This is a genomic window from Enterobacter sp. A8 (genome assembly GCF_004296595.1).
GTDB lineage: Bacteria > Pseudomonadota > Gammaproteobacteria > Enterobacterales > Enterobacteriaceae > Enterobacter > Enterobacter cloacae.
Map to the genome: position 1 here is coordinate 32,386 of NZ_SCMF01000007.1, position 25,112 is coordinate 57,497.

At 57.9% G+C, this 25,112-nt stretch carries 25 protein-coding genes, 2 tRNA genes and 2 pseudogenes; 13 read left to right on the forward strand and 16 right to left on the reverse strand.

The window, feature by feature from the left end; translation table 11 throughout:
* Positions 1 to 47 precede the first annotated feature (47 nt).
* Positions 48 to 1,238, reverse strand: a complete 1,191-nt coding sequence (gene rlmI, locus EQV24_RS21005; protein WP_129328245.1) for a 23S rRNA (cytosine(1962)-C(5))-methyltransferase RlmI — start codon at positions 1,236 to 1,238, stop codon at positions 48 to 50.
* Between the two features lie 92 nt (positions 1,239 to 1,330).
* Here rlmI and yccX point away from each other — a divergent pair, with 92 nt between their 5' ends.
* On the forward strand, positions 1,331 to 1,612 hold the full coding sequence (gene yccX, locus EQV24_RS21010) for an acylphosphatase (protein WP_013097246.1): 282 nt from the start codon (positions 1,331 to 1,333) through the stop codon (positions 1,610 to 1,612).
* Here the strand turns inward: yccX and tusE are convergent.
* Positions 1,609 to 1,938, reverse strand: coding sequence for a sulfurtransferase TusE (gene tusE, locus EQV24_RS21015; protein ID WP_130627008.1), 330 nt, complete (start codon positions 1,936 to 1,938; stop codon positions 1,609 to 1,611). The two genes, yccX and tusE, sit on opposite strands and share 4 nt — an antisense overlap.
* An 87-nt stretch (positions 1,939 to 2,025) precedes the next feature.
* Positions 2,026 to 2,685: an FtsH protease modulator YccA gene (gene yccA, locus EQV24_RS21020; protein WP_013097244.1), complete on the reverse strand. Its 660-nt coding sequence runs from the start codon at positions 2,683 to 2,685 to the stop codon at positions 2,026 to 2,028.
* A gap of 269 nt (positions 2,686 to 2,954) precedes the next feature.
* On the opposite strand from yccA, the gene EQV24_RS21030 reads away from it, so the two are divergent.
* Together EQV24_RS21030 and EQV24_RS21035 are read left to right on the forward strand one after the other, a co-directional pair.
* Positions 2,955 to 4,583 carry an ABC transporter substrate-binding protein gene (locus tag EQV24_RS21030; protein ID WP_130627009.1) on the forward strand — a complete coding sequence of 543 codons (1,629 nt, stop codon included), beginning with the start codon at positions 2,955 to 2,957 and terminating at the stop codon, positions 4,581 to 4,583.
* 143 nt (positions 4,584 to 4,726) lie between these two features.
* Positions 4,727 to 4,814, forward strand: a tRNA-Ser gene (locus EQV24_RS21035).
* 49 nt (positions 4,815 to 4,863) lie between these two features.
* Here the strand turns inward: EQV24_RS21035 and EQV24_RS21040 are convergent.
* From EQV24_RS21040 to EQV24_RS21050, 3 genes are read right to left on the reverse strand one after another with little or no spacing between them, the layout of a single operon-like run.
* Entirely contained in the window at positions 4,864 to 5,637 is a 774-nt protein-coding gene (locus EQV24_RS21040; RefSeq protein ID WP_130627010.1) for an ABC transporter ATP-binding protein, read from the reverse strand.
* On the reverse strand, positions 5,634 to 6,662 hold the full coding sequence (locus EQV24_RS21045; RefSeq protein ID WP_130627011.1) for an iron ABC transporter permease: 1,029 nt from the start codon (positions 6,660 to 6,662) through the stop codon (positions 5,634 to 5,636). The genes EQV24_RS21040 and EQV24_RS21045 overlap by 4 nt, the downstream gene beginning before the upstream one ends.
* Entirely contained in the window at positions 6,662 to 7,666 is a 1,005-nt protein-coding gene (locus EQV24_RS21050) for an ABC transporter substrate-binding protein (protein ID WP_130627012.1), read from the reverse strand. The genes EQV24_RS21045 and EQV24_RS21050 overlap by 1 nt, the downstream gene beginning before the upstream one ends.
* Before the next feature lie 238 nt (positions 7,667 to 7,904).
* Here EQV24_RS21050 and EQV24_RS21055 point away from each other — a divergent pair.
* Positions 7,905 to 7,992 (forward strand) — tRNA-Ser (locus EQV24_RS21055).
* Positions 7,993 to 8,036: 44 nt separating this feature from the next.
* Here EQV24_RS21055 and EQV24_RS21060 read toward each other — a convergent pair.
* The 3 genes from EQV24_RS21060 to hpxO are packed head-to-tail and all read right to left on the reverse strand — an operon-like array spanning position 8,037 to position 11,206.
* On the reverse strand, positions 8,037 to 8,987 hold the full coding sequence (locus EQV24_RS21060; RefSeq protein WP_130627013.1) for a PDR/VanB family oxidoreductase: 951 nt from the start codon (positions 8,985 to 8,987) through the stop codon (positions 8,037 to 8,039).
* A 12-nt stretch (positions 8,988 to 8,999) separates the two neighbouring features.
* A complete protein-coding gene (hpxD, locus tag EQV24_RS21065; RefSeq protein ID WP_130627014.1) occupies positions 9,000 to 10,034 on the reverse strand; it encodes a molybdenum cofactor-independent xanthine hydroxylase subunit HpxD in 1,035 nt (344 codons plus the stop codon).
* A 17-nt stretch (positions 10,035 to 10,051) separates the two neighbouring features.
* A complete protein-coding gene (gene hpxO, locus EQV24_RS21070) occupies positions 10,052 to 11,206 on the reverse strand; it encodes an FAD-dependent urate hydroxylase HpxO (RefSeq protein WP_045295751.1) in 1,155 nt (384 codons plus the stop codon).
* Positions 11,207 to 11,446: 240 nt separating this feature from the next.
* Here hpxO and uraD point away from each other — a divergent pair, with 240 nt between their 5' ends.
* Both uraD and uraH read left to right on the forward strand, forming a co-directional pair.
* Positions 11,447 to 11,947 (forward strand): 2-oxo-4-hydroxy-4-carboxy-5-ureidoimidazoline decarboxylase, encoded by a 501-nt coding sequence (gene uraD / locus EQV24_RS21075; RefSeq protein WP_130627015.1) that lies wholly within the window; start codon positions 11,447 to 11,449, stop codon positions 11,945 to 11,947.
* The gene (gene uraH / locus EQV24_RS21080) at positions 11,944 to 12,267 is read left to right on the forward strand and encodes a hydroxyisourate hydrolase (RefSeq protein ID WP_029883239.1); all 324 of its coding nucleotides are present in this window, start codon (positions 11,944 to 11,946) and stop codon (positions 12,265 to 12,267) included. Before uraD ends, uraH begins: the two co-directional genes overlap by 4 nt.
* Here uraH and guaD read toward each other — a convergent pair.
* Together guaD and EQV24_RS21090 are read right to left on the reverse strand one after the other, a co-directional pair.
* Positions 12,247 to 13,563 (reverse strand): guanine deaminase, encoded by a 1,317-nt coding sequence (gene guaD / locus EQV24_RS21085; RefSeq protein WP_130627016.1) that lies wholly within the window; start codon positions 13,561 to 13,563, stop codon positions 12,247 to 12,249. The two genes, uraH and guaD, sit on opposite strands and share 21 nt — an antisense overlap.
* Positions 13,563 to 15,062, reverse strand: coding sequence for an NCS1 family nucleobase:cation symporter-1 (locus tag EQV24_RS21090; RefSeq protein ID WP_130627017.1), 1,500 nt, complete (start codon positions 15,060 to 15,062; stop codon positions 13,563 to 13,565). The genes guaD and EQV24_RS21090 overlap by 1 nt, the downstream gene beginning before the upstream one ends.
* A gap of 144 nt (positions 15,063 to 15,206) precedes the next feature.
* On the opposite strand from EQV24_RS21090, the gene EQV24_RS21095 reads away from it, so the two are divergent.
* The 3 genes and pseudogenes from EQV24_RS21095 to puuE all read left to right on the forward strand — a co-directional run bounded on the left by EQV24_RS21095 (position 15,207) and on the right by puuE (position 17,617).
* Positions 15,207 to 15,923 carry a GntR family transcriptional regulator gene (locus EQV24_RS21095; protein WP_013097231.1) on the forward strand — a complete coding sequence of 239 codons (717 nt, stop codon included), beginning with the start codon at positions 15,207 to 15,209 and terminating at the stop codon, positions 15,921 to 15,923.
* Positions 15,923 to 16,665: pseudogene (locus EQV24_RS21100) on the forward strand (aspartate/glutamate racemase family protein); the annotation flags it as partial. The gene EQV24_RS21095 and the pseudogene EQV24_RS21100, both read left to right, overlap by 1 nt.
* Before the next feature lie 19 nt (positions 16,666 to 16,684).
* Complete coding sequence (gene puuE, locus EQV24_RS21105) at positions 16,685 to 17,617, forward strand: allantoinase PuuE (RefSeq protein WP_038419056.1); 933 nt, start codon at positions 16,685 to 16,687, stop codon at positions 17,615 to 17,617.
* Between the two features lie 42 nt (positions 17,618 to 17,659).
* Here puuE and EQV24_RS21110 read toward each other — a convergent pair.
* Positions 17,660 to 17,794 (reverse strand): annotated as a pseudogene (locus tag EQV24_RS21110) (AtzH-like domain-containing protein); the annotation flags it as partial.
* 168 nt (positions 17,795 to 17,962) lie between these two features.
* Here EQV24_RS21110 and EQV24_RS21115 point away from each other — a divergent pair.
* Together EQV24_RS21115 and EQV24_RS21120 are read left to right on the forward strand one after the other, a co-directional pair.
* Positions 17,963 to 19,093, forward strand: coding sequence for a DUF6883 domain-containing protein (locus tag EQV24_RS21115; RefSeq protein WP_130627018.1), 1,131 nt, complete (start codon positions 17,963 to 17,965; stop codon positions 19,091 to 19,093).
* 9 nt (positions 19,094 to 19,102) lie between these two features.
* Entirely contained in the window at positions 19,103 to 19,309 is a 207-nt protein-coding gene (locus EQV24_RS21120) for a DUF4926 domain-containing protein (RefSeq protein WP_130627019.1), read from the forward strand.
* A gap of 281 nt (positions 19,310 to 19,590) precedes the next feature.
* Here EQV24_RS21120 and hpxZ read toward each other — a convergent pair whose 3' ends face one another.
* The 4 genes from hpxZ to hpxW are packed head-to-tail and all read right to left on the reverse strand — an operon-like array spanning position 19,591 to position 23,150.
* Entirely contained in the window at positions 19,591 to 19,977 is a 387-nt protein-coding gene (gene hpxZ / locus EQV24_RS21125; protein WP_013097228.1) for an oxalurate catabolism protein HpxZ, read from the reverse strand.
* A complete protein-coding gene (locus EQV24_RS21130) occupies positions 19,974 to 21,371 on the reverse strand; it encodes an AtzE family amidohydrolase (RefSeq protein WP_130627020.1) in 1,398 nt (465 codons plus the stop codon). The genes hpxZ and EQV24_RS21130 overlap by 4 nt, the downstream gene beginning before the upstream one ends.
* Complete coding sequence (hpxX, locus tag EQV24_RS21135) at positions 21,368 to 21,556, reverse strand: oxalurate catabolism protein HpxX (RefSeq protein WP_029883244.1); 189 nt, start codon at positions 21,554 to 21,556, stop codon at positions 21,368 to 21,370. Before hpxX ends, EQV24_RS21130 begins: the two co-directional genes overlap by 4 nt.
* Positions 21,557 to 21,566: 10 nt before the next feature.
* Positions 21,567 to 23,150, reverse strand: a complete 1,584-nt coding sequence (gene hpxW / locus EQV24_RS21140; protein WP_130627021.1) for an oxamate amidohydrolase — start codon at positions 23,148 to 23,150, stop codon at positions 21,567 to 21,569.
* A gap of 145 nt (positions 23,151 to 23,295) precedes the next feature.
* Here hpxW and hpxU point away from each other — a divergent pair, with 145 nt between their 5' ends.
* Together hpxU and EQV24_RS21150 are read left to right on the forward strand one after the other, a co-directional pair.
* Complete coding sequence (hpxU, locus tag EQV24_RS21145) at positions 23,296 to 24,135, forward strand: MurR/RpiR family transcriptional regulator HpxU (protein ID WP_130627022.1); 840 nt, start codon at positions 23,296 to 23,298, stop codon at positions 24,133 to 24,135.
* Between the two features lie 192 nt (positions 24,136 to 24,327).
* Positions 24,328 to 25,110 (forward strand): transporter substrate-binding domain-containing protein, encoded by a 783-nt coding sequence (locus EQV24_RS21150; RefSeq protein WP_130627023.1) that lies wholly within the window; start codon positions 24,328 to 24,330, stop codon positions 25,108 to 25,110.
* The last annotated feature ends 2 nt before the right edge of the window (positions 25,111 to 25,112 follow it).

Below are 25,112 nucleotides of genomic sequence, written 5' to 3' on the forward strand. Positions count from 1 at the left end.
GAAACACTACTTACACTCTATGTGCGGGCAATATTTCTCTTTTCAAGTTACATGACGCGACAGGCAAACCCTTTCAGATACAGCCCTTCCGGGTAGGTAGCGATCACCGGGTGATCGGCTGCCTGACGGAACTGCTCTATAAATTGTACATCACGACCAGCATCTATTGCGGCATCGGCGATGATTTTCTGAAATAAATCTGTGGTCATCAGTCCAGAGCAGGAGAAGGTGAGAAGCACGCCGCCTGGGTTCAACAGCTGAATGGCCAGCATGTTGATATCTTTATAGCCGCGGCAGGCACCCATCAGCTGGCTTTTGTTCTCTACAAACTTGGGCGGATCCATCACGATAACGTCAAACTTCTCACCCTGATCGCGATATTTACGCAGCAGTTTGAAGACGTCGTCGCGAATGAATTCGGCTTTGCTCAGATCCAGCTTGTTCAGCTCGACGTTCTGTTTTGCCACATCCAGCGCTTCCTGAGACGTATCCACGCTCACCACCTGCGCGCAGCCGCCCATTAAAGCCGATACCGCAAAGCCGCCGGTGTAAGAGAAGCAGTTGAGCACGCGTTTGTCGGCAACGTACTGACGCGTGGCCAGACGGCTGTCACGCTGGTCGAGGTAATAGCCCGTTTTATGACCACCCTGAATATCCACCAGCAGCTTCATGCCGTGTTCTTCGATAGGCAGCAGGGCAGGCGGCAGTTCGCCGGTCACCGGACCCTGGGTCAGTTCCATTCCCTCTTTTTTACGCACAGCCACATCGCTGCGGTCGTAGATGGCGCACTCCTGGAACAGAGACTGCAGGGCGCTGATCAGCGCGGCGCGCTGGTATTCCGCCCCAGCGCTCAGTAACTGCAGAACCAGGAAGTTACCGAAGCGGTCAATGGTCACGCCCGGCAGACCGTCGGACTCTCCGGCAATCAGGCGGTAGCTGTCCAGACCATCGCGTTTGGCCAGCCAGTCGCGCCACTGCTGCGCCTGCTGCAAACGACGCACGAAGAAGTCGATATCGATGGTTTCATCTTTGTCGAAGGTCCAGACGCGCGCGCGGATCTGGGAGGCTGGCGAGTAGGCGCCTCGTGCTAACCATTTCCCCTGATGGTCAACAATATCAATGGTTTCACCGAGGCTGGCTTTACCTTCCATACGGGCAACCGCGCCGGAAAAGACCCAGGGATGACGGCGCAGTAATGACTTCTCGCGCCCTTTGGCTAACACTAAACGTACACTCATAATTTGCTATTCTGTCGATTCAAGAAAATGGCCGCCATTTTCCCGAGTTCGCCGGGGAAATGCAACGCGCCAGACGGATAAGGAGAAGGAAGATGTCAAAAGTCTGCACTATCGCCTGGGTTCACGGCGTCGTTCAGGGCGTGGGCTTCCGCTACAGCACGCAGCGCGAGGCCGTTCAGCTTGGGCTAACGGGATATGCGCGAAACATGGATGATGGCAGCGTTGAGGTGGTCGCCTGTGGCGAGGCAGAGCAGGTTGAAAAACTGCTGGCGTGGCTGAAAGCGGGTGGGCCGCGCAGTGCCCGGGTTGATAAGGTCTTAACCGAACCGCATCAACCCGGCCGGGAATACATGAACTTCGGTATTCGCTACTAAATGCATTTCACCGGTTTAGGCAGGCCGGCAATTTTGGTGGCCTGTTTGGCCGGGCCTTTCGGGAACAGACGATACAGATAGCGGCTGTTGCCTTTCTCTTCACCGAATTTATCGGCCATGGCTTTAACCAGCATCCGGATAGCCGGAGAGGTATTGAATTCGAGATAGAACTCGCGCACAAAGCGCACCACTTCCCAGTGCTCAGGGGAGAGCGCGATCGCCTCTTTTTCTGCAATCACTTCCGCCAGCGCCTCGCTCCACTGGTGGCTGTCTTTCAGATAACCGTCGTTATCGGTTTCGATCTCTTTACCTTCAAAGCTCAACATAGTTATTCACGCATCAGTCAAAAACCGCCGCAGTGTACCAAAAAACAAAGCCCCGCATAAGCGGGGCTCGGTACACAACACTCTGGCTTAATCCCGGCTGGCGAAGCCCAGGATGCTCAGCAGGCTCACGAAGATGTTGTACAGCGACACATACAGGCTCACGGTGGCGCGGATGTAGTTGGTCTCACCGCCGTGAATGATGTTGCTGGTTTCATACAGGATCGCGCCGGATGACAGCAGGATAAACACCGCGCTAATCGCCAGGTGCAGGGCAGGGAGCTGCAGGAAGATGTTAGCCACCATACCAATCAGCACCACCACGATACCTGCCATCAGCATACCGCCGAGGAAGGACATGTCCTTGCGGGTGGTCAGCACGTAGGCGGAGCAGCAGAAGAACACCAGCGCGGTGCCGCCCAGCGCCATACCGATCACATCACCCATCCCGGCAGACAGGTACGCGTTCAGGATTGGCCCCAGGATATAACCCAGGAAGCCGGTAAAGGCGAACGCGGAAAGAATACCGACCGGTTTGTCAGCGGTTTTGTAGGTCAGGAACATCAGACCGTACATCCCCACCAGCGTCAGGATCAGCCCCGGAGACGGCAGCATCAGCACGGTGCTGGCGGTGGCGGTGATCGCCGAAAACGCCAGCGTCAGGCTGAGCATAAAGTACGTATTGCGCAGCACCTTGTGGGTGCTGAGTAGCGATGTGCGGTCGCGTGAGGAAGTAATTATACGATCCATGAGTCACTCTCTTATGACAGATGTAATTAACGGAAAGAATAGGAAACGGCGCGCCAGTCTCAAAGTGGTTTTACCCATCTTTACTCAGTAGGTTAGCGCCGGAGCTGGTTGTTTCTTCTGCAGAAATACGTTTCACCAGTATGAACAGCGGTTTGGCGCAATTAATCAGATCAAGCTCTTATAGGTTACTGAAAAATATTGCCTTATTACCATAAGGCCGCTAAGAGTTATTTCCGGATCGTCACAAAACAGACAATAAGGCGAAGGAAATGAAACCACAAACACGCACTCACTTTACACTCTCTTTACTGGCGGCCGGGATCCTGTGCGCCAGCACGGCAACCTGGGCGGCTAACGTGCCGGCAGGAACGCAGCTGGCCGATAAGCAGGAACTGGTCAGGAATAACGGAAGTGAACCCGCTTCGCTCGACCCGCATAAAGTCGAAAGCGACGTCGAATTCAATATTATCAGCGATTTATTCGACGGGCTGGTCAGTGTCTCCCCGGCGGGTGAAATCCAGCCACGGCTGGCGGAAAAATGGGAGAACAAGGACAACAAAGTCTGGACGTTCCATCTGCGTCCGGGCATCACCTGGAGCGACGGTACCGCCATCACCGCGGAAGATATCGTCTGGAGCTGGCAGCGACTGGTTGACCCAAAAACCGCCTCACCGTATGCCAGTTATCCCGGAAGCATGCTTATCGTCAACGGCACTGAAATTGCCGAAGGCAAAAAAGCGCCCGATACGCTGGGCGTGAAAGCCATTAATGACACCACGCTGGAGGTCACGCTTTCGCAGCCTAATGCTGCTTTCCTGGCGATGCTGGCACACCCGTCTCTGGTGCCGATAGATAAAGTCCTGGTGGGGCGTTTCGGCGATAAGTGGACCAAGCCCGAGCACATCGTCAGCAGCGGCGCCTATAAGCTGTCCTCGTGGGTGGTTAACGAACGCATTGTGGCGGAGCGTAACCCGCGCTACTGGGATAATGCCCATACTGTGATCAACAAGGTGACATATCTGCCTATCACCTCCGAGGCGGCTGATGTGAACCGCTATAAAGCGGGAGAAATCGATATTGTTTACACGGTGCCAGTCAACCAGTTCGCCCAGCTTAAGAAAACGCTGGGCAGCCAGCTGGATGTCTCTCCGCAGCTTGCCACCTACTATTACGAATTCAACACCGCCCGTCCGCCGTTCAACGATGCGCGCGTGCGTAAGGCGCTCAATATGGCGCTCGATAAAGACATCATCGCAGATAAAGTGATGGGGCAGGGGCAGCGTCCGGCGTGGCTTATCAGCCAGCCGGACATTGGTGGCGTTAAGTTACAGAATCCGGATTACGCCAGCTGGCCGCGGGACAAACGAATTGCCGAGGCGAAAAAACTGCTCGAAGAGGCCGGGTATAACGCCAGCCATCCACTGAGTTTTAATCTGCTGTATAACACCTCTGAAACGCACCAGCGTATCGCGATTGCTGCCAGCTCAATGTGGAAGAAAAATCTGGGCGTCGAGGCGAAGCTGCAGAACCAGGAGTGGAAAACCATGCTCGATACCATGCACACCCATAACTTTGACGCGGTGCGCTACGCCTGGATTGCCGATTACGATGACGCCTCCACATTCCTGAATAACTTCCGTACCGGGGATAGCCAAAACACCACGCAGTACAGCAATCCTGAGTACGATCAAGCGCTGGTGAATGCGGCGAAGTCGAAAACGGCACAAGAGCGCGGTAAGTTTTATCAACAGGCAGAGGATTTGCTGGGGCGTGATGTGCCGGCGATCCCTGTCTATCACTACGTTCGTACGCACCTGGTGAAGCCGTGGGTGGGGGGATTCACGCCGGATAAGCTCGGGTACTACTATACGAAAGATATGTACATCAAAAAACACTAAGACAATCGCTGGAGATTGTGCTGGCAAAATGGCCAATATGTTGTCTATTCAACCGATTAAACGTAATTTGGCTATTTTTAAAGCGAACGAATGCGTGTGCTCTTTACAGCCTGCAGTGAGGTGTTTATAGTTCGCCTCACTTAGGAAGCGTGGCCGAGCGGTTGAAGGCACCGGTCTTGAAAACCGGCGACCCGAAAGGGTTCTAGAGTTCGAATCTCTACGCTTCCGCCAAATTCGAAAATCCTGCGATAGCAATATCGCAGGGTTTTTTGCTTTGGCTCTACATCTCCGCCATGCCGCCCATGTTGTAGCCGATCGTCATCCCGGCGTCTGCCCTGTAGACGTTCGCTTTGACGCACCAGGTTTGCTCGATATTTTCAGGGGTGAGCACCTCCGCAGGCGCGCCCGTGGCCGCGATACGCCCGGCCTTCAGCAGGATCAGCCGCTGGCAGTAGTTGGCCGCCAGATTGAGATCGTGCAGCGCCACCACCACCGTAAGAGGCAGTTGCGATATAAGTCGCATCAGCTCCAGCTGGTGCTGAATGTCCAGGTGGTTTGTCGGCTCATCAAGCAGCAACACCCGGGGCTGCTGTGCCAGCGCTCGTGCTATCTGGGTTCGCTGACGCTCCCCACCAGACAGTTGCTGCCACCGCCGCTGGCGTAATCCGCATAGCCGCATGAGGCTAATCGCCTCTTCCACCGCCATATCATCATCGCGAGTGCTTCTCTGAAACGCCTTCCGGTAAGGCGTACGTCCCAGCCGCACGATTTCCTCGACGGTCAGTTCTCCCTCAACGTCGGCATGTTGCGGGACGAAGGCTAACTGCCGCGCGCGCGTTTTTAACGGCATCACGCTAAGCGACGTGCCATTAAGCGCGACGCGTTCACTGTGGTGTGGAAACAGCCCGGCAAGACAGCGTAGCAGCGTTGATTTGCCCGAGCCGTTTGGCCCTAACAGGCCGACAATCTGCCCGGATGACAGGTCGAGATCGATATCCTCAAGCACCGTCTGTGCTTGTCGGGTCACACTTAACCCGGAGACGGAAATATTCATGGATGCTCCTTCCGGTTTTGATAAAGCAGCGCCACAAAGACAGGTGCGCCCACCAGTGCCGTCACCACGCCGATGGGAAGCACCTGGTGCACAATCAGCGTGCGTGACACGACATCGGCCAGGATCATAAAGTGCGCGCCGATAAGAAACGTCAGCGGGATCGTGCGGCGATGGCCCGGACCGCTGAGCATGCGCGTCACATGGGGAATGACCATCCCCACAAATCCCACTGCGCCTATGGCGCTGACCAGGGTTGCGGTGACGAACGCGCAGGTCAGCAACAGGATAATTCGTACAGCGGTCACCGGAATCCCGAGGGTGGTAGAGACCTCGTCTCCAAAGGTAAAGGTGTCCAGCGCCCGCGCAAAGAGGCATACCATCAGCAGGCCCGTCAACGTAACGGCCAGCGCCAGCAGCGCGTCTGGCCAGCGCACACCGCTCAGGCTGCCCATTAGCCAGAACATAACGCTACGCGACTGCTCGGCATTGGCGGAGGTGCTGACGATATATGCGGTCATGGCGTTGAAGAGCTGTGTGCCCGCAATGCCTGCCAGCAAAATGCGCGACGGGCTTGCGCTCATGCCGTTTGTAATCAACATGATGAGCGCAAAAGCGGCGCAGGCGCCAACAAACGCACCGCTGCTCACGCCAATCACGCTCCCCCCGATACCGAGCAGCATCACGCAGACGGCCCCCAGCGAAGCGCCTGCGGAGATGCCCAGCAGATAGGGCTCCGCCAGGGGGTTACGCAGTATTGACTGGAGCACCAGCCCGCACAGCGCCAGGCCGCCGCTGCATGCTGCCATTAATGCGCGGCTCATGCGGTACTGCCAGACGATGCCTTCCTCGGGTTGCGGCAGAACGTATGCAGTCAGCCCAAGACCATTGAGGATCGCTTTTCCGGTAACGGCATACGATACCGGCATATCGCCGATACTCGCGGCAAAGACCAGCATCAGCGGCAATGCCACGGCGCCTGCCGCCATTAACCCCTGCTTGCGGCGGGGAGAAGATACATGACTCATTATTCGCCCTGGAATGAAGCCAGCCGATCGCTGATAAGCTCAACCGCGTCGACGTTACGCAAAGAAGGGTTTAACGACATTGCGGGCACCACAATAATCTGATTATTCCTGACCGCCGGAATGTTTCTTGTCACCGGATCGCGTCGTAAAAAGGCCTCTTTTACCGCGGCGTCATCGGCAGGGTAGAGCCTGCGTGACATCTGAGCGATGACGATAACGTCTGGCTGCATTTGGGCAATATGTTCCCAGGTGACAGCGGGCCATTCATCATGCGAGTCAATAACGTTCTTTAACCCCAGCGTGCGGCTTATCCAGCCAGGCGCGCCGTAATTCCCTGCCACCCAGGGATCGCCATTCAGGCGGCTGCTTGAAAACCAGAAGACAACCTTCAGGGGTTTTGCTGAGATGCGCGCCTGCGCTTTCTGAATCCGTTCTGTCAGCTCACGATTGAGCTGCTCGCCGCGCGCGGGAACATCAAAGATGGCGGCCAGGTCTGTGACTTCGTGTTTTATTTCTGCCAGTGAAAACGGCGTGCTCCGTGCTCCGTCTGCGTTTGAGGTTGCCGTCACCGTTTTGTCCGTGCAGTCGGCAGGAGAGATCCACGTCTTGATCCCCAGTGATGCAAACTGCTCGCGTGTTCCCACCTCGCCCTGCGGGCCAATATGCCAGTGATACTGAGCGAGGACGAGTTCCGGTTTTTGTCCCACCACGGCTTCAAAAGAGGGGGAGTTATCCGCAAGCCGGGGGAGTTTTTTTCCGGCATCAGCCAGCGAATCCGGGAGTTTGCCGAACCAGACTGAGGTTGCGGCGACAGATTTTTCCAGCCCCAGCGCGAGCAGCAATTCCGTTTCATGCTGACCCACGGTAACGACGCGCTGTGGCACTTGCGTAAAGGTCTGCCTGACGCCGCAATTTTCAATCGTCAGCGGGTAAGTTGTTGCTGCAAACGTGGCTGGTACCAAGGCCAGCAGTACTGTCAGTAATAACCCTTTTTTCAGAAGCATAAAAATCAATCCTAAATTGTTATGTTATAACATAATACATATATATTGTGATTGAGCGCAACACGCTGCCTGCCGGACATTTGCCGGTGCCTGTAATGAGAGGGAAACTTCACATCCAGATTAACGTCGCCGAAGTGAGTCATGACGCCAGAGGGCGGAGTGATGGTGAGCAAGTGTAACTTTATGCAATTTCACGCTTTACATCATGCTCAGAGATGTTTATAGTGCGCCTCACTTTGGAAGCGTGGCCGAGCGGTTGAAGGCACCGGTCTTGAAAACCGGCGACCCGAAAGGGTTCTAGAGTTCGAATCTCTACGCTTCCGCCAAATTCGAAAACCCTGCGATAGCACTATCGCAGGGTTTTTTCGTTTTACAGCCCAATCACCAGCTCAGCGGAATGACTTCTTGAGCAACACAGCGCCACATGCGGGTTCGGGGCGTTTTTCTCTGCCTCTGACTGTACGCTGTCCCGGTGATCCACCACGCCGTCAATCACCGGTGTCAGACACGCACCGCAGATCCCCATCTCGCAGGAGAGCGGTACGGCCACACCGTTTTCCTGTAGCACCTGGGCAATAGTTTTATCAGCGGGCACAGGCCAGCGCTCTCCGGTGGAGGCCAGTTTAATCGTGAAGATCTCGCCACTTTCAGCGCCGGTATCAGGCGCAGCGGGTTGAAACGCCTCGCTGTGGATCGTGGCGCCATCCCAGCCTTTCGCCGTCGCCACCTCACGTACTTTTTCCATAAACCCGGCCGGGCCACAGACCCAGGCGTGAAGACCCGCCGCGGCCACCGGGATATGCTCTGCCAGCAACGTGCGCGGGCTGGTGGTATGGATAACGCATTCGCCGTGCTTCAGCTGCGCCAGCTCGCGGGCGAAAGCCGCGCTTTCAGCGTGTTTGACATAATAGTGCAGAGTGAACGGGGTTCCGGCTGCTTCCAGCTGCAGGGCCATGGCATACAGTGGCGTAATCCCGATCCCCGCAGCCAGCAGCAACACCCGTTCGGCCTTCTGCAGGGCAAACAGATTGCGCGGCGCGGAGATCAGCAGCGTCTGACCGGGACGCAGCGTCTCATGAATATAGCGCGACCCGCCACGCGAGGCGGTTTCCCGGCCCACGCAGATCAGATAGCCTTCACTCCCGCATGGGCCGGTCAGGGAATACTGACGTATAACCCCGCAGGGCAGATGCACGTCGATATGCGCACCGGGCTGCCACTCAGGCAGCGCTTCACCGTTTTCCGCCACCAGCCTGACGGCGAGGCTTTTGTTCCCCTGACGCCACAGCCCGTCGACGATAACGCTTAAGATATCACTCATGACAGCCCTCCATCAGACCAGGAAAAACGCGCCAAAACCCATCTTTTTCAGCCCCCGGCGATAGGCAATCGAGCTTTTATCCGCGGGAATATGGGCTTCAAGGGTCAGATCCAACGGCAAACTTTCCGGGCGCTGGGTCTCGACCATCAGGCGGTCTTCCTCAAAAATCCGCAGGTTAAAGGCATGCACCTCTTCCACCGGGATATGCAGATCAAAGTTGCGCGCAATCGGGGCAAACATGCGGGTGACGCGTGACGAGACCGGCGACGCGGCGTTCATGATCACCAGCCGGGATTCGCCCGGAAAATGGATCGTCAGGGTGGCGGTAAACGGCAAATGCATTTCAAAATGGCGCAGCCACTGGAAGCCTTCCGGCGCCTGCACATCAGCGCCGGCGGGATAATTGCTCACCGAACTCCAGTAGTCCGCTACAAAGCCAAACGGTGTTTCCTGTGGCTGATAGGTCGGGACGAGCTGGTTATCCGGGTCCGCAAAGGTGCTGGTGTGGATCCACGCAAAATGCGCCACATCCAAAAATCCTTCCACCTGACGGCCAGCGAAGCCATTCACCTCAAACGCCGGACAGTTGATCTGCTGAAAGCCGTCGTCATCCCAGTGTGGCATGGTGGGCAGCGGCATCGGGTTGTCGGGGTCAAACGCCAGACACGTCCAGATCAAGCCAAAGCGCTCCTCCACGGCGTAGTTAATCAGGTTGAGTTTCGCCGGTACCGGCTGGTCGGGGCTGGAGGGAATACGGTTGCAGCGGCCATCTTCCCCGAAGCGCAGGCCATGGTAGGGGCAGATAATCCCGTGCTCATCATGAAAGCCCAGCGTCAGCGGCACGCCGCGATGCGGACAAACATCGCGGGCGACCACGACCTGGCCTTTCACGCGGTAGATAACCAGCGCTTCGTCAAGCAGGGTCGCCTTAACCGGCGCCGCGCCAATGTCGCAGGCGCGCGCAACCGGATGCCAGCACTTTGCCAGACGCAGCCAGTCCTCTGGCTCAAACGTGCAATGGGCGGGTGGTACAGGTGCTTTATTCATGTGTATTCCTCTTACGTTCAGCCTAATGGTCCGCCCTGAATGGTGTCGCACAAACCGTTGATGATGCGCTCCCCGGTCTCCTCTCTCAGCTCCTGATACCAGGCTCTGGTTAACGCCATATCTTTACCGTGCGTGACGTCACAGCGCTTGCGAGCCTTCAGCACCAGGTCACGTACCCGGTCACAGCGCAGGGCTTCGTACTGCCGCAGCGCCAGCGTAATGTTGTGGTTTTTGCGCAGACAATCACCCAGCACCACCGCATCCTCCAGCGCCGCGCAGCCGCCCTGGCCGATATCCGGCGTGGTGCTGTGCGCCGCATCGCCGAGCAGCGCCACGTGGCCGCGTACCAGGCTGTCGAAGGGCTCAATGTCGTGAATTTCTATGCGGTTGGTGGTATTCGGATCCAGCGCGGCGATCAGCTTCTGCACCGGCGGCGCCCAGCCGCGGAAGTAACCCGTGAGATCGGCTCTGAGGGTGGTGCGATCTTCCGCCAGACCGAGGGGAAGCGGGACATCAAAAAAGAAATAGAAGCGGCCACCGGAGACGGGCATCAGCGACACACGCTTGCCTTCTCCCACGAACGTGGTCCACTGGTGGGCGGGGGCAATCTCTTCATCAATCTTCACCAGTCCGTTCCAGTTAACGTAACCGGCGTAGCGGCGCTCGGGGGTATACCCCAGCACGTACGGGCGCACCGCCGAATGGCTGCCGTCGGCGGCAATCAGAAAATCGCCCGTCGCCGTGCTGCCGTCGGTAAATGTTACGCTGACGCCAGCATCATCTTCCCGGACGTGTTCGACGCGCTTGCCGAACTGCACCCGCTCGCGACCCCAGAAGTCCAGCATCTCGCGCTGTAGTTCAGCGCGCGAGACGGGGCAGGGGCGTCCCCCGGTGCGCTCCACCAGCGGGGCCAGGCTAAAGCGGGTCAACGTGTCGCCGCGCCGGTGATCCTTGTAGGCCATAAAGCGCATCGGCCCGCCGTATGTCTCAATAATGTCGCCCATGCCGAGGTGCTGCATGCATTTCACCCCGTTGGGCCAGATGGAGATGGCCGCGCCAACGGGTTTGATCTCTTTTACTGCTTCAAACACGGTACAGTCGATGCCCGCCTTTTCCAGCGCGACAGCGGCGCTCAGGCCACCAATGCCCGCACCAATGACGATTGCTTTCATGCTTCTCTCCTTTTGCCGGGTGTCATTAACATCAGCAATTTGCGTACCAGGCTGCAGAGTGGGGTAAAGGGCGTTGTGGGAGGGATGTTTGCACTGCTAAGGTGCGTTATCGCGGTGGGAATGCCTTTTTATGAATCAATAATTTCCGGTTTAGGGATCAGGAATCAACTGTTCCAGGCCTCAGGCAAGAGTGGCGTGTTTTGTGCAATGTTCAGGGACGATGATGACACGGGAGGAACCATGATAACGCTGGACGATTTTAATTACCGGAGTCACGAAGAGGTGCTTACGCTATTACACCCTTGCGTGGCCATTCCCGGCTGGGCCGAGGCGCTGGTCGCCGGGCGGCCTTATCCGAGCCGGGAGGTTTTGTTTAACGCGGCCCAGGCGCTGACGCATAGCTGGGATGAACACGCGCTCACGCAGGCCCTGAGCGCGCATCCGCGCATCGGTGAGAAGCCCATGGGCACGCAGGCGGAGGCGGCGCTGTCGCGTCGGGAGCAGGGAGCGGTGAATCATGATGATGCCCGGCTTGCTGAGGCGTTGCGGGCAGGCAACGCCCGCTACGAAAGTCGTTTCGGGCGCGTCTTTCTGATCCGCGCCAAAGGCCGCAGCGGGGAGGAGATCCTCCAGGCCCTGAACGCGCGGCTGGAAAACAGCGATGCGCAGGAGGTGCAGGCCGCACTGGATCAGCTGCGGGAAATTACCTTATTACGACTGGAAGGAGTCATTGGCGCATGAGCACGCTCAGTACACATATTCTGGATATCTCGACGGGAAAACCCGCGCAGGGGGTGACGGTACGTCTTGAACAGGACGCGGAGATCATCGCAACTGGCGTGACCAACGCGCAGGGCCGCATCACCGAATTTGTTCCCGTCCTGCCTGCGGGCCGCTATCGGCTGGTGGCCGAGACTGGCGTCTGGTTTAGCGAAACGGGGCGCGACACGCTCTATCCCTGCGCGCAGATTGATTTTCTTATCGGCGAAACGGCAGATGAGCACTTCCATCTGCCGTTTGTGATTGCCCCTGGCGGCTGGTCAACCTACCGCGGCAGCTGACCACACTGGCTCGCCGTTGACCCAGGTTTGGCTGATATTACGCTCGTCGCCCAGGGTCATCAGCACAAACAGTTGCTCGTAGATATCCTTGCAGCGCCCGCTACGCAGGCGCTGCAGCGGGGTGACGGCCGGGTCGATCACGATAAAATCGGCCTCTTTGCCCGGTACGAAGTTGCCAATTTTGTCATCCAGACGCAGGGCATGCGCGCCACCCAGCGTGGCATGATAAAAGGCCTCGCTGGCGCGCAGGCGATAGCTCTGCAACTGACCTACCTTGTAAGCTTCCCCCAGCGTGCGCAGCATGCTGAAGGTGGTACCCGCGCCGACGTCGGTGCCGATACCCATCCGCACCTTGTGCTGCCAGCAGGCGGGTAACCGAAACAGCCCACTGCCAAGAAACAGATTGGAAGTAGGGCAAAACGCCACCGCCGATCCGGTGTCGTGCAGGCACTGCCACTCGCTGTGGTGCAGATGGATCCCGTGAGCAAACACGCTGCGCTCGCCGGTGAGGCCGTAGTGGTGATAGACATCCAGATAACGTTCATGCTCCGGCCACAGGTCATTAACCCAGGCCACTTCGTTCGGGTTTTCGCTCAGATGGGTCTGCAGCCAGGTGTCCGGAAACTCCTCTCTGAGTAAACGCACCGCCGCCAGCAGTTCCGGTGATGAAGTGGGTGCAAAGCGTGGCGTAATGGCATACCCCAGCCGTCCATGGTGGTGCCAGCGCTGGATTAGATCCCGCGTCTGCTGGTAGCTCTGTTGTGCCGTTTCGGTCAGGTAGTCCGGGGTGTGCCGGTCCATCATCACCTTCCCGGCGATAAGGCGCATATTCAGGCGCGATGCTTCGGTAAACAGCGCATCCACCGATTGCGGATGCAGTGTGCAAAACACCATTGCGGTGGTGGTGCCGTGGCTCACCAGTTGATTTATGAAAAATTCCGCGATCTCTTTTGCGTAGCTCTCGTCGGCAAACTGGCTCTCCACCGGAAACGTATAGGTGGTCAGCCACTCCAGCAGCTGCTCGCCGAAGGCGCCGATCATCTCGGTCTGCGGGTAATGAACGTGGGTATCGATAAAGCCGGGCAGCAGCAGTTTGCCGCGCAGGTCGGTGTAACCCTTGTGCGGGTCAAGATATTGCTCTCCCTCCTGCCAGGCCATGAGCGCCACGATTTTCCCGTGGTGAATAAACAGCAGGCCGTCCTCCTGGTAGCGCGCATGGTCGGCAATCAGGTCTGCGCTGTCGCAGACCCGGGCGATATCGAAAAATGCACCGCGTATCGCAGTCTGGTAATCCATCACGGCTCCTGTCTGATTGTTTGCGTGGCCTCGCGTGCCGTGAAGTGAGCGGCGGACGCCCCTTCGCGCGCCAGCCAGCGGTAGGTTACCCCGCCAAGGAATACGCCAATGAACCAGCTAAAGTTTGCCACCTCATGCAGCGCCGGGATGAAGCTTATCACCAGCCCGACGGCAACCGAGGGGATCAGCGCGCCGATGGCTTTCGGGTTAAAGCCGTTGCGGTACCAGTATTTCCCTTCTGGCGTGTCATCGAACAGGTCGTCCACGGATACCTTGCCACGCTTAATCAGGTAGAAATCGGCAATCAGGATACCGAACAGCGGACCGATAAACGCCCCCAGCACATCCAGGGTGTAATGAATAAGCTCCGGGGAGTTAAACAGGTTCCACGGGGTTAACAGGATCGAGCCGACGGCGGCAATCATTCCCCCGGTGCGGAAGCTGATTTTCTGCGGGGAACAGTTAGAGAAATCAAACGCCGGGGAGACGAAGTTGGCCACGATGTTAATCCCGATGGTGGCGGTGATCATGGTCAACAGACCAATCGCCACCGCCAGATCGTTGCCCACGCGGCTGACGGTTTCAATCGGGTCGGTGATCATGCGGCCAAACAGCGACTGGGTACCGGAGACAATCACCACGGTCACGATGGAGAACAGCAGGAAGTTAAACGGCAGGCCCCAGCGGTTACCGCGGCGGATTTCCCCCATGCTTTTGCCGTAGCGGGAGAAATCACCAAAGTTGAGCAACGGGCCTGAGAAGTAGGAAACCACCAGCGCCGTGGCGGTGATCATCTGCCAGGTCTGCTCGCCCGCGCTCAGGGATTTGCTGGCGAGGGTAAAGGAGATCCCGTCGAATCCGGTCTTGTATACAATCCATCCTGCCAGCGCCAGCATCACCACATACACCGCCGGGCCGGCGATGTCGATAAAGCGCTTGATGGCATTCATGCCGTGCCAGAAGACCATTGCCTGCAATACCCACATAATGGCAAAGCAGACCCAGCCCAGGTGCGACAGCCCGAGGAACGCGCCGGTGGTGAGCGACGAGAGCGACGGCCAGAACTTCAGCGCCACCAGCATCAGGGCGTTAGCGGCCAGATAGGTCTGAATGCCGTACCACGCAAAGGCGATAAGCCCGCGGATCACCGCCGGAATGTTCGCCCCGAACACACCAAAGGCCTGACGGCTGATCACCGCATACGGCACGCCCGCCATCTGGCTCGGTTTCGCCACCAGGTTGGCACACAGCTGCACAATGCAAATTCCCACCAGCAGGCAGAGCAACACCTGCCAGCTTGCCAGCCCGAGCGTAAAGAAGCTCGCGGCGACCACGTATCCCCCCATGCTGTGGACGTCGGACATCCAGAAAGAAAAGATGTTGTACCAGCTCCAGTTCTGGTCACGCGTCGGTGCCAGATCCTCATTGCAAAGCCGTGGGCTGTATACCGCACCGGAATCAGCGGCCGTACCGTGTTGCATATTTTGTCTGTTTGGCATGAAACCTGCTCCTGTGAATGAAAACCCGTTGAGTGGGAGTGCAGACGGTGTTGCAGGATCCAGGCCAAAATAATAAATCTTGTATGCAATATTTTATTTTTATGTATACGATTCGATAGCGAAAAGTAAAAAGTGGAGTGGTTAATGAACAACGTGAACAGTCTGCACGCCGCGCCAGACCTGCAAGACAAAGACGAATCCATCTTTCAGGCGCTGATGACCGCGATTGTCGAACATCAGCTGCTGCCGGGAAGCAAATTGCCGGAAGAGGCGCTGGCGGAGGTCTTTGGCGTGAGTCGTACGGGCATCCGTAAGGTGCTGCAGCGACTCGCCGCTGTGCAAATGGTCACCTTAACGCCCAAACGTGGTGCACACGTTGCCAGCCCGACGGTCGAAGAGGCCCGGCAGATCTTTCGCACCCGCGCGCTGCTGGAGGTCGCCAATCTACCGGACGTGCTGGCGCACTGTCAGCCGCCGCATCTGGCCGCGCTGGCGTCAATCATCCGTCAGGAGCAGCAGGCGCATGAGGCTTACGACGGCCCGGCGGCGATCCGCCACTCCGCAAATTTCCATATTCAGCTGCAGGCCATCTCCGGCAATCAGGTCCTGACGGAGATGGTGACCCGCCTGAGCCAGCGCTCCTCGTTGGTGATTGCCACCTGGGGCGCGCCGTGGCGTCAGGGGTGTCGCTGCAATGACCACGAACAGCTTGTGGAGCTGCTGCGTCAGAAAGCGCTGCAACCCCTCAGTGATGCCTTAATGCACCATTTTGAACATATCGTCGCCAGCCTCTGTTTCGAACGGGCAGGTGAATGCCTGCCCGATTTTGCCCGCCTGTTCGCCAGCCACAAGGAGTCGTAATGTCGTCTGTCCGTATACAAGTCATTAATCCCAATACCAGCCTCGCGATGACGGAAACCATCGGCGCGGCCGCCCGCGCGGTGGCTGCGCCGGGCACGGAGATCCTCGCGGTCTGCCCCAGTGCGGGTGTGCCCTCAATCGAAGGCCATTTTGATGAAGCCATTGCTGCCGTGGGTGTCCTTGAGCAAGTCAAAAAAGGCAGAGAGCAGGGGGTGGAAGGGCACGTGATTGCCTGCTTTGGCGATCCGGGGCTGCTGGCCGCGCGCGAGCTGGCGCAAGGGCCGGTTGTCGGCATTGCCGAAGCCGCCATGCACATGGCCACGCTGGTGGCGACGCGCTTTTCCATCGTCACCACGCTGCCGCGCACGCTGATTATCGCCCGTCATCTGCTGCAGCAGTATGGCTTTCAGGATCACTGCGCGGCCCTGCACGCGATTGATCTTCCGGTGCTGGCGCTGGAAGACGGCAGCGGCCTGGCGCAGGAAAAGGTGCGCGCGCGCTGTATACAGGCCCTGAAAGAGGATGGCTGCGGCGCCATCGTGCTGGGCTGTGGCGGGATGGCAACGCTCGCCCAGGAGCTGACGCGCGAGCTGCGCGTGCCGGTGATCGACGGCGTCAGTGCGGCAGTGAAGATGGTGGAATCGCTGGTGGCGCTGGGGCTGTCAACCAGCAAGCACGGGGATCTGGCCTTCCCGGAGAACAAACCGTTAAGCGGACATTTTCAGGCATTGAATCCATTTTAATTTTTTGGGGGGGTAGCAATGGGGCTTTTTGAAGAGGGTTATCCGCGGGATCTGCGTGGCTACGCAGGCAACCCGCCGCATGCGCAGTGGCCGAATCAGGCACGCATCGCCGTGCAGTTTGTGCTCAATTATGAAGAGGGGGCAGAAAACCACGTCCTGCACGGCGATGCCGGGTCGGAACAGTTTCTCTCGGACATCATCGGAGCGGCCAGCTATCCCGACAAACACATGTCCATGGATTCCCTGTACGAATACGGCAGCCGCGCCGGGTTCTGGCGAATTCATCATGAATTTCAGAAACGCGGACTGCCGCTGACGGTCTTTGGCGTGGCGATGGCGCTGGCGCGTCACCCGGAGATTGTCGCGGCGATCAAGGCGGCGGATTATGACGTGGTCAGCCACGGCTGGCGTTGGATCCACTATCAGAATATGGATATCAACCAGGAGCGGGAACATCTGCACAAAGCGGTGCACGTGCTGACCGATCTGTTTGGCAAGCCGCCTACGGGCTGGTACACCGGGCGCGACAGCCCCAACACGCGCCAGCTGGTGGTCGAGCACGGCGGTTTTGACTACGACAGCGACTACTATGGCGACGACTTGCCCTTCTGGACGGAAGTGGCCTGCAGCGATGGCAGCCGTAAACCGCACCTGATCGTGCCCTACACGCTGGACGCGAACGACATGCGCTTCGCCACCGCCCAGGGGTTTAATACCGCCGAGCAGTTTTATACTTATCTGAAAGACAGCTTTGACGTGCTGTATGAAGAGGGTGAAAGCGCACCGAAGATGATGTCCATCGGCATGCACTGCCGCCTGCTGGGGCGTCCGGGCCGTTTTCGCGCGCTGCAGCGGTTCCTGGATTATGTGCAGCAGCACGAGCGGGTCTGGGTTTGTACCCGCCAGCAAATTGCTGACCACTGGCGGGACGTGCATCCGTTTCAGAAATAGCGGTGTCGTATTGTGCCGGGTGGCGGCTGCGCCTTTCCCGGCCTACGACGGCATTACACTCACCTGTGCCGCAACGATGCGCCACCCGTAAACAAACCGCACCCACGTCTGCTGCTGGCGGCTAATGCGTTCTGTGCCCTCGCGGGTAAATTCGGTGCTGCATACGCTATAATCCTCCCAAAGCAAAATCTGAAACCCAAAAGAACGGCCTGAAGTTGGTCGCTCCGCTCGCCGTTTTCTTGTGTACCCACCATGGGGCATGAGGCTTTCTTTATCTGAACGATTGATTTTTCATCATATTAGCCGGAAAATCCCTGCAATTTTAAAGGGAAAGGCAGACACCGGATGTTCACACTCTACATGCAATGGGAAGCCAGGCGGAAACTGGCTCCGGCTGATATTCAGTTCATCCTCACGCCACGTGAATCACTTGAGATGGCGAGCATATTTTACGAACTGGATTACCTGGGATATGACCAGCGTTACCCTTTTCACCGTCATAGTGTCCCGAAACGTCGGCAAGGTGTTCACCACCGCTATGCGGCGCAGCCCTACAGACGCAAGCACAGGTCGGAATTCGACGAGCTCCATGATGAGGTGGAATGGAATCTTGGGCACGGCTGGATGGTCGGCGTCGACACGGGGGAAAAGTGGGATAGGTTCCGCAATCCGTTCTCCTTTGATGGCGAAGGTAATCTGGTTTATGACTGCTTCATGGATACCTACGGCGAGAGCTTCCCGCATGTTGTGCATCAAATTTACGAGCATGTCCTCAACGAACACCAGGGCAGGAAGCCGCCTCCGACCGTTAAGGAGCACTATTCCGATGCCCCGATACAACACGCTCAGGCCACAAAAACTATCAACAACAAAGCAGCTGGAAGGCTTCTTGCAGCGGGCGGCATCTACAACGGCAACATAGAGGGGTTTCATAAGACCGTACAGCAGCTAGGCGGCGATGCTCCAGCAGGTTACGATCAGGTTATGGACAACAAAGGTCTCATCATTGCTGGCGCTTCTGTTGCTGCCGGACTAAGAATGGGAAAAATTAACATCCCCGGCGAACTGGAAAAGTTATCGTCATTAAGCAAAATCCCAGAGTTTGAATCACCAGCTTTAAAGGGGTTTACCTCAGAGTCAGGCACATTGCTTAATGCCGAACACGCCGTTGTAGATTACAGAAAACTATCAACTTACTCTTTAGATGTTAACCACCCAGTCGGCGGGCATAAGGCTAGAGTATTCCAATCGGCACTGGGTTATAACCCGACAAATTCTGACGTGTTAGCAGGTCGAGTCCGAGAGGGCATACTAACTGCCCCAGCTAAAATTTTGAACGAGGACCAGTACGGGCAGCGAATGGCTGTAGAGATACCGATATTAGGCATAAACGGTGAGACAGTGATAGTGCGCAGCGGTTGGATATATGAAACTGATGCTGTTGTTCCACGCATGACGACGATTTTGGTTAAGTGAGATCAGACCATGACAAGAGAAGAGTTTGAAGTGGTTGTGTTAGCGGAAGATTTGCCGGATGAAGGGTTAACTAAAGGCATGATAGGTGCCATCGTATTCATACATGAAAAACCACATCTGGCTTACATGGTTGAATTTGTTGATGATGAAGGCCGCACTGTTGCAATGCCTTCTCTTTTACCTGAGCAAATAACAGATTATATTCCGCCAGAATGATCTGATTTATCATACGCTCGTTACGTACACTGCTAAAAAACACTCAGGGCGATTTCCCGCCCTGAACTGCAAAAGCATATGCATTCCCCCGTAAATACCCCGACGCGTCTGGTTAATTTATGATGTCATGAATGACTATTCACCCGGATATATGACTACCGTTTGTAAAATGACTACGATGATTTTTCCATAGCAAGCAGAGGGACTTATGCATCCCTATAAACAACCGTGAGTGGATACCTCAGCGGTGTCTTATGGATGCAACCCTACGCATCTTTTCATTACACCATCAAACTCACCTGCGCCGCCACGATCCGCCACCCGTAAGCAAACCGCACCCACGTCTGCTGCTGGCGGCCAATGCGTTCTGTGCCCTCGCGGGTAAATTCGGTGCTGCACACCGCGTAATCTTCTCCGAAGGTGGTGATCACGGTATTGCGCAACGTCCGCTGCAGCCCGGCGGAGGGGCGCGCCGCCCGAAAGGCGCGGATTTCATCAATGCCGTAAAGGTTTTCCCCCGCGCCCAGTCGCACCGTGTTTTTGTCGTGCCAGAACAACTCATCCAGCACCGCAATGTTGTTGCTCACCAGCGCATCTTCATAGCGATAAAACGCGGCCGTGACGTCCGCCACCACCCAGGGAAGGTTAATGTCGTCGTGATTCATCATTGTGCCATCTCCGCAGGACGGGCATCGGTTATCCCGCTCGCTTCCAGGACCCGCGCCACGCGCAGGCAGGCTTGTTCATTAAACGGTGCTGCGATGAGTTGCAGACCAATCGGTGCCCCCTGGGCGGTGCGTAGCGGAACGCTGGTGACGGGCAAACCCAGAAATGAGATCGGCTGCGTCAGCATCCCCATGCTGGCGCGCACCGGCAGTGGTTCCCCGTTAATCTCCATGATCTGCTCGCCAATCGTCGTGGCGCTGCGCGGGGTTGCCGGGGCGATCAGCACGTCGGCCTGCTCAAACAGCGCTTTACAGGCCTGTCGGGCGTGGGCACGAAAACGCTGGGCCTGAATATACCAGGCGGAAGGGATCATTGCCCCAGCCAGCAGGCGTTCGCGGGAGTGTGGTTCAAAACGCTCCGGTTCACGGCGAAGTGACGGCAGGTACTGGTTCCCCCCTTCGGAGGCGCTGATGATAAACGCGGCAGAGCGGGACAGCGCGGCTTCAGGGAACTGCAACTCCTCCTGGACGTCGAGAGCACGTGCCGCGCGCGCGACGGCTTCCCGGGCGTCGTCGTTACACCACGTGCTGAAATAGCCCCCGAGGACGGCGCAGCGCAAACCATCCAGACCGCGATCGAGCAAAGGCCGCGTCTGCTCGCGGGAGGACTCTGCCTGAAAAGGGTCGCTGGTGTCTCGTCCCTGTAGCGCATCGTACACGGACGCCAGATCGCCCACCCGGCGGGCAAACGGCCCGATATGATCGAGACTGGCGACAAACGGGTGGCTGCCGGAGCGTGACAGGCGGCCAAAGGTCGGTTTTAAGCCATAAATTCCGCACAGGGACGCCGGGACGCGAATCGACCCGTTGGTGTCGGTACCCAGTGAAAAATGGACCAGCCCGGCGGCGACGGCGGCGGCAGAGCCACCGGAGGAGCCGCCTGCAATGCGCGTCAGATCGTGCGGATTACGCGTGGCGCCGTAGTGGCTGTTTTCCGTGGTAAAGCCGTAGGCATAGGCATCCATATTGACCATCCCGGACAACAGTCCTCCTGCGCTGCGTAGCTGGCGAACCGCAAAGCTGTCTGCGCTGGCAGCGGAACGCTTGCTGAACAGCTCGGCTCCGGCGAGGGTGGTGTGCCCGGCCACATCAAACAGGTTTTTTACAGCGTAAGGCACGCCCGCCAGCGGCGGCAGGGGGCGCTTTTCCCGGCGCAGGGTGTCGATATTTTCTGCCTCGGCCAGCATCCGCGCTTCGGTAACCGCCGTCCAGGCGTTGATCTGCGGGTTGATGCGCGCAATATCCTCCAGCGTCTGACGGGCGATCTCGTGGGCGCTTAACTCGCCTGCACTCAGCGCCTGCTGGATCGCGCTGATACTCATCTCGTGTAGCCTCATGCTTTGTATACTCCTGCGATCTCCAGACGGTCATCAAGCGGCAGCGCCATCAGCGGGGCGGCCATGGTGGCAATGCGGCTAAACTGCTGCTGAAGCTCCGCGCGGCGGGCGTCATCCAGCTCAACGCCCAGCACGGCCTCCATCTGCGCCAGGTAGGCATGCCAGTCAGGTTGTTGTGTTGTCATGGTTTTCTCCTCAGTATCCGGCGGCGCCGCCGTTGCTGCGCGGGTCGAACGCGCCTTCAAACAGCCCGTTCGGGTGGCGGACAATCGCGCCCGCGTGGCCCATGGCTTCGCTAAAGTCCGGGAAGATCTCCACCTCGTGACCCAGCGCCTGCAGGCGTGCGATCGTTTCGGGGGAAAACCGGCCTTCCACCTTTAAGGTGTCTGAGCTTTGTCCCCAGGTGCGCCCCAGCAGCCAGCGCGGACGGGAGATGCTCTCCTGCAGCGGCAGACCCTGCACCACATAGCGGGTAAAGAGCGTGGCCTGAGTTTGCGGCTGGCCGTCACCGCCCATGGAGCCGTAGACCATCACCCGTCCGTCGTTCAGACGCGCCGCGGCCGGGTTCAGGGTATGGAACGGCTGTTTGCCCGGCGCGAGAGCCAGAAGATGTGCGGGATCGAGGCTGAACGACGCCCCCCGGTTCTGCCAGACGATACCCGTATCCGGGAGCACCACGCCGCTGCCGAACTCGTGATAAATGCTCTGGATAAACGACACGGCCAGGCCGCTGTTATCCATCACCCCCATCCACACCGTATCGCCAGGGCCTTTGCCGGTGCCCCACGGGGCGGCATGGTTATCGTTAACCCGGTCGGCGAGCGCCTGAAGCGCCGCAGGATCCAGCAGGCTCTGGATATCGGTTTTCAGCTCGCGCGGGTCGGTGATGTGGGCATCGCGCAGGCCAAAGGCCAGTTTGGTGGCTTCCACAATGCGGTGCACTGTCCCGGCGTCGTCGGCATCGGCCATCGCCAGACGGTCGGTAATGCCGAGGATCGCCAGCGAGACCAGCCCCTGCGTCGGTGGGGCGAGGTTCCAGACCTCACCCTGCTGATGCGCTAATTTCAGTGGCGTGGTGCGTCGGGCGACATGCGCGTTCAAATCCGCCAGCGTGATGGGCAGGCCGAGCGTCTCCATCCCACGGGCCAGACGCGCCGCCAGCGGACCACGATAAAAACTCTCCAGACCCTCTTCGGCAAGTTGCGTCAGCGTGGAGGCCAGCGCCGGTTGATAAAACCGGCTGCCGACCTCCGGTGGTTTGCCGTCTACCAGCCAGGTTTCTGCGAAGCCGGGCAGGTCTTTCAGTTCGTCGAATTTACTGGCGGTGGCAGTGGCCTGCGAGGCCGTGACCGGCGTGCCATTGCGGGCATAGTCAATGGCATCTGCCAGCAGGCGCGTCAGCGGCAGGGCGTTGCCCGTCAGCGCGTGTGAGACTTTAAGCGCCTCCGCCCAGCCACTGACGGTACCCGCCACGGTCAGCGCCGCACGGGGGCCGCGGTGGGGGATGTGCGCCAGATCGCCATAGGCGGCAAGCGTCGCCAGCGATCCCGCCGCGCCGCTGGCATCGATGGCAATCGGTTCGCCGCCGGGGGGCACGATAAGCCAGAAGCCATCGCCGCCCAGGCCATTCATATGGGGATAGACCACGGCAATGGTGGCCGCTGCCGCGACCATCGCTTCAATCGCGCTACCGCCATCGCGCAGCACAGACAGCGCGCTCTGGCTGGCAAGATGATGGGGGGCAACCGCCATTCCGTGTACGGAGACATTACTTTGCATGAACAGTCCTCATAACCCTGAAAGTCACAAGGCGCTGCAAAAGCTGTTCCAGGTATGAAAGAAAAGTTTCATGTCATCCCGGCTGATAAGCTGGCATGCTTAATGAATAGAGAGCAAGAGATGAAACAAACGTTACAGAGGCGTTATGGAACAGCTTGATGAACGACTGAAAGCACAATACGCGTCACTGTCGCCGCAGGAGCAGCGGGTGGCGGATTTTATTTTCGATCACTTCGACGACCTGATCAGCTACAACAGCGCCGAGCTGGCACAGCTGAGCGGGGTGTCGAAAGCCACGGTGAGCCGCCTGTTTAAGCGTCTGGGCTATGAGAAGTATAAGGACATGCGCGATGAGCTGCGTACCCTGCGCCAGAGCGGTATGCCGCTGACGGACAACCGCGACGCGGTGCAGGGTAATACGCTGCTGGCGCGTCACTATAAGCAGGAGATGGCCAACCTGACCCAGTGGGTGAATGCCCTGGATGCCCGGCAGTTTGCCGACGCGATGGCGAGCATGGTTAAGGCGAGGCGCATTGTCATTATCGGGATGCGTAACGCCTATCCCGCGGCGCTGCACCTGCGTCAGCAGCTGTTGCAGGCACGCGGACAGGTGTTGGTGTTGCCGCAGCCCGGGCAGAGCCTGAGCGAAGAGCTGGTGGATCTCACCCCTGACGATCTGGTGGTGATGATGGCCTTTCGTCGCCGCCCGCGCATCATCCGCCCGCTGCTGCAGCAGCTTCAGAGCAGTGGTATTCCGGTGCTGCTGATGTGCGAGCCGCAGGCGCACAGCCTGTTTCCGCTGGCGAGCTGGCAGCTCTGTGCTCCGCTGGACAGCGTCTCAGCCTATGACAGCTACGCCTCGGTCAATAGCCTGATCAACCTGCTGGCAAATGCCTTTCTGCATGAAATCCTCGATAAAGGCCGTCCGCGCATTCATGAGATCGCCACCCTGTATCAGCACCTGGACGAGCTCGAACAACGATAATGGGGCATCGGTGTGGTGCTTTGCATTGAAATGGTGCGGTGAGGCGGGGCGAAAAAGAGAGAGCTTTTTCGCCCCGCCTTTATTTTATCAGGCTTTACAACAAAATCCCGCGTTTCGCTTTATCTGGCACATTAGTTGCAAAATCCAATTCAAAGAATCTTTTGTTTCATGTTAACGTTACGGGGAAGCACCATGAAAAAATTGTTGATTGCACTGGCCGGGGCCGTTTGTCTCTTCACTAACCTGTCGGCAAAGGCGGACCAGCTTCAAAATATTGAAAAACGCGGCACCATTCGCATTGCCGTGCCGCAGGATTTCCCGCCGTTTGGCTCGGTCGGAACCGATCTGCAGCCGCAGGGCTATGACATTGATATGGCGCGTTATCTGGCCAAACAGATGAAGGTCAAGCTGCAACTGGTCCCGGTGACCAGCGCCAACCGCGTGCCGTATCTGCAAACCGACAAAGTTGACCTTGTCATTTCAAGCCTCGGTAAGAATGCGGAACGTGAAAAGGTGATCGATTTCAGCCGCGCCTATGCGCCGTTCTTCCTCGGAGTGTTTGGCCCGAAAGGCGCAGAGCTGAAAGATGCCGCCGCCCTGAGCGGTAAAACCATCGGCGTGACGCGTGGCGCGGTCGAGGACATGGTGCTGACCAGCCTGGCGCCGAAAGACGCAGACGTAAAACGCTATGAGGACAACAACACCACGCTGTCGGCGTATCTGTCCGGACAGGTACAGTATGTGGCCACCGGCAACCTCGTGGTGGCGGCCATCTCGCGCCAGAATGCGGAGAAAGCTCCGGTGCCGAGCTTTATGCTGAAAGATTCACCGTGCTTTATCGGGCTGAAGAAAAATGAACCAGCGCTGAAGGCGAAAGTGGATGCGCTGATTGAACAGGGTATTAAAGACGGTACCCTGAACGGCTTCTCTGAGCAGTGGCTCAAGGCGCCGCTGCCGGCAAGCCTTGGCGTGTAAGG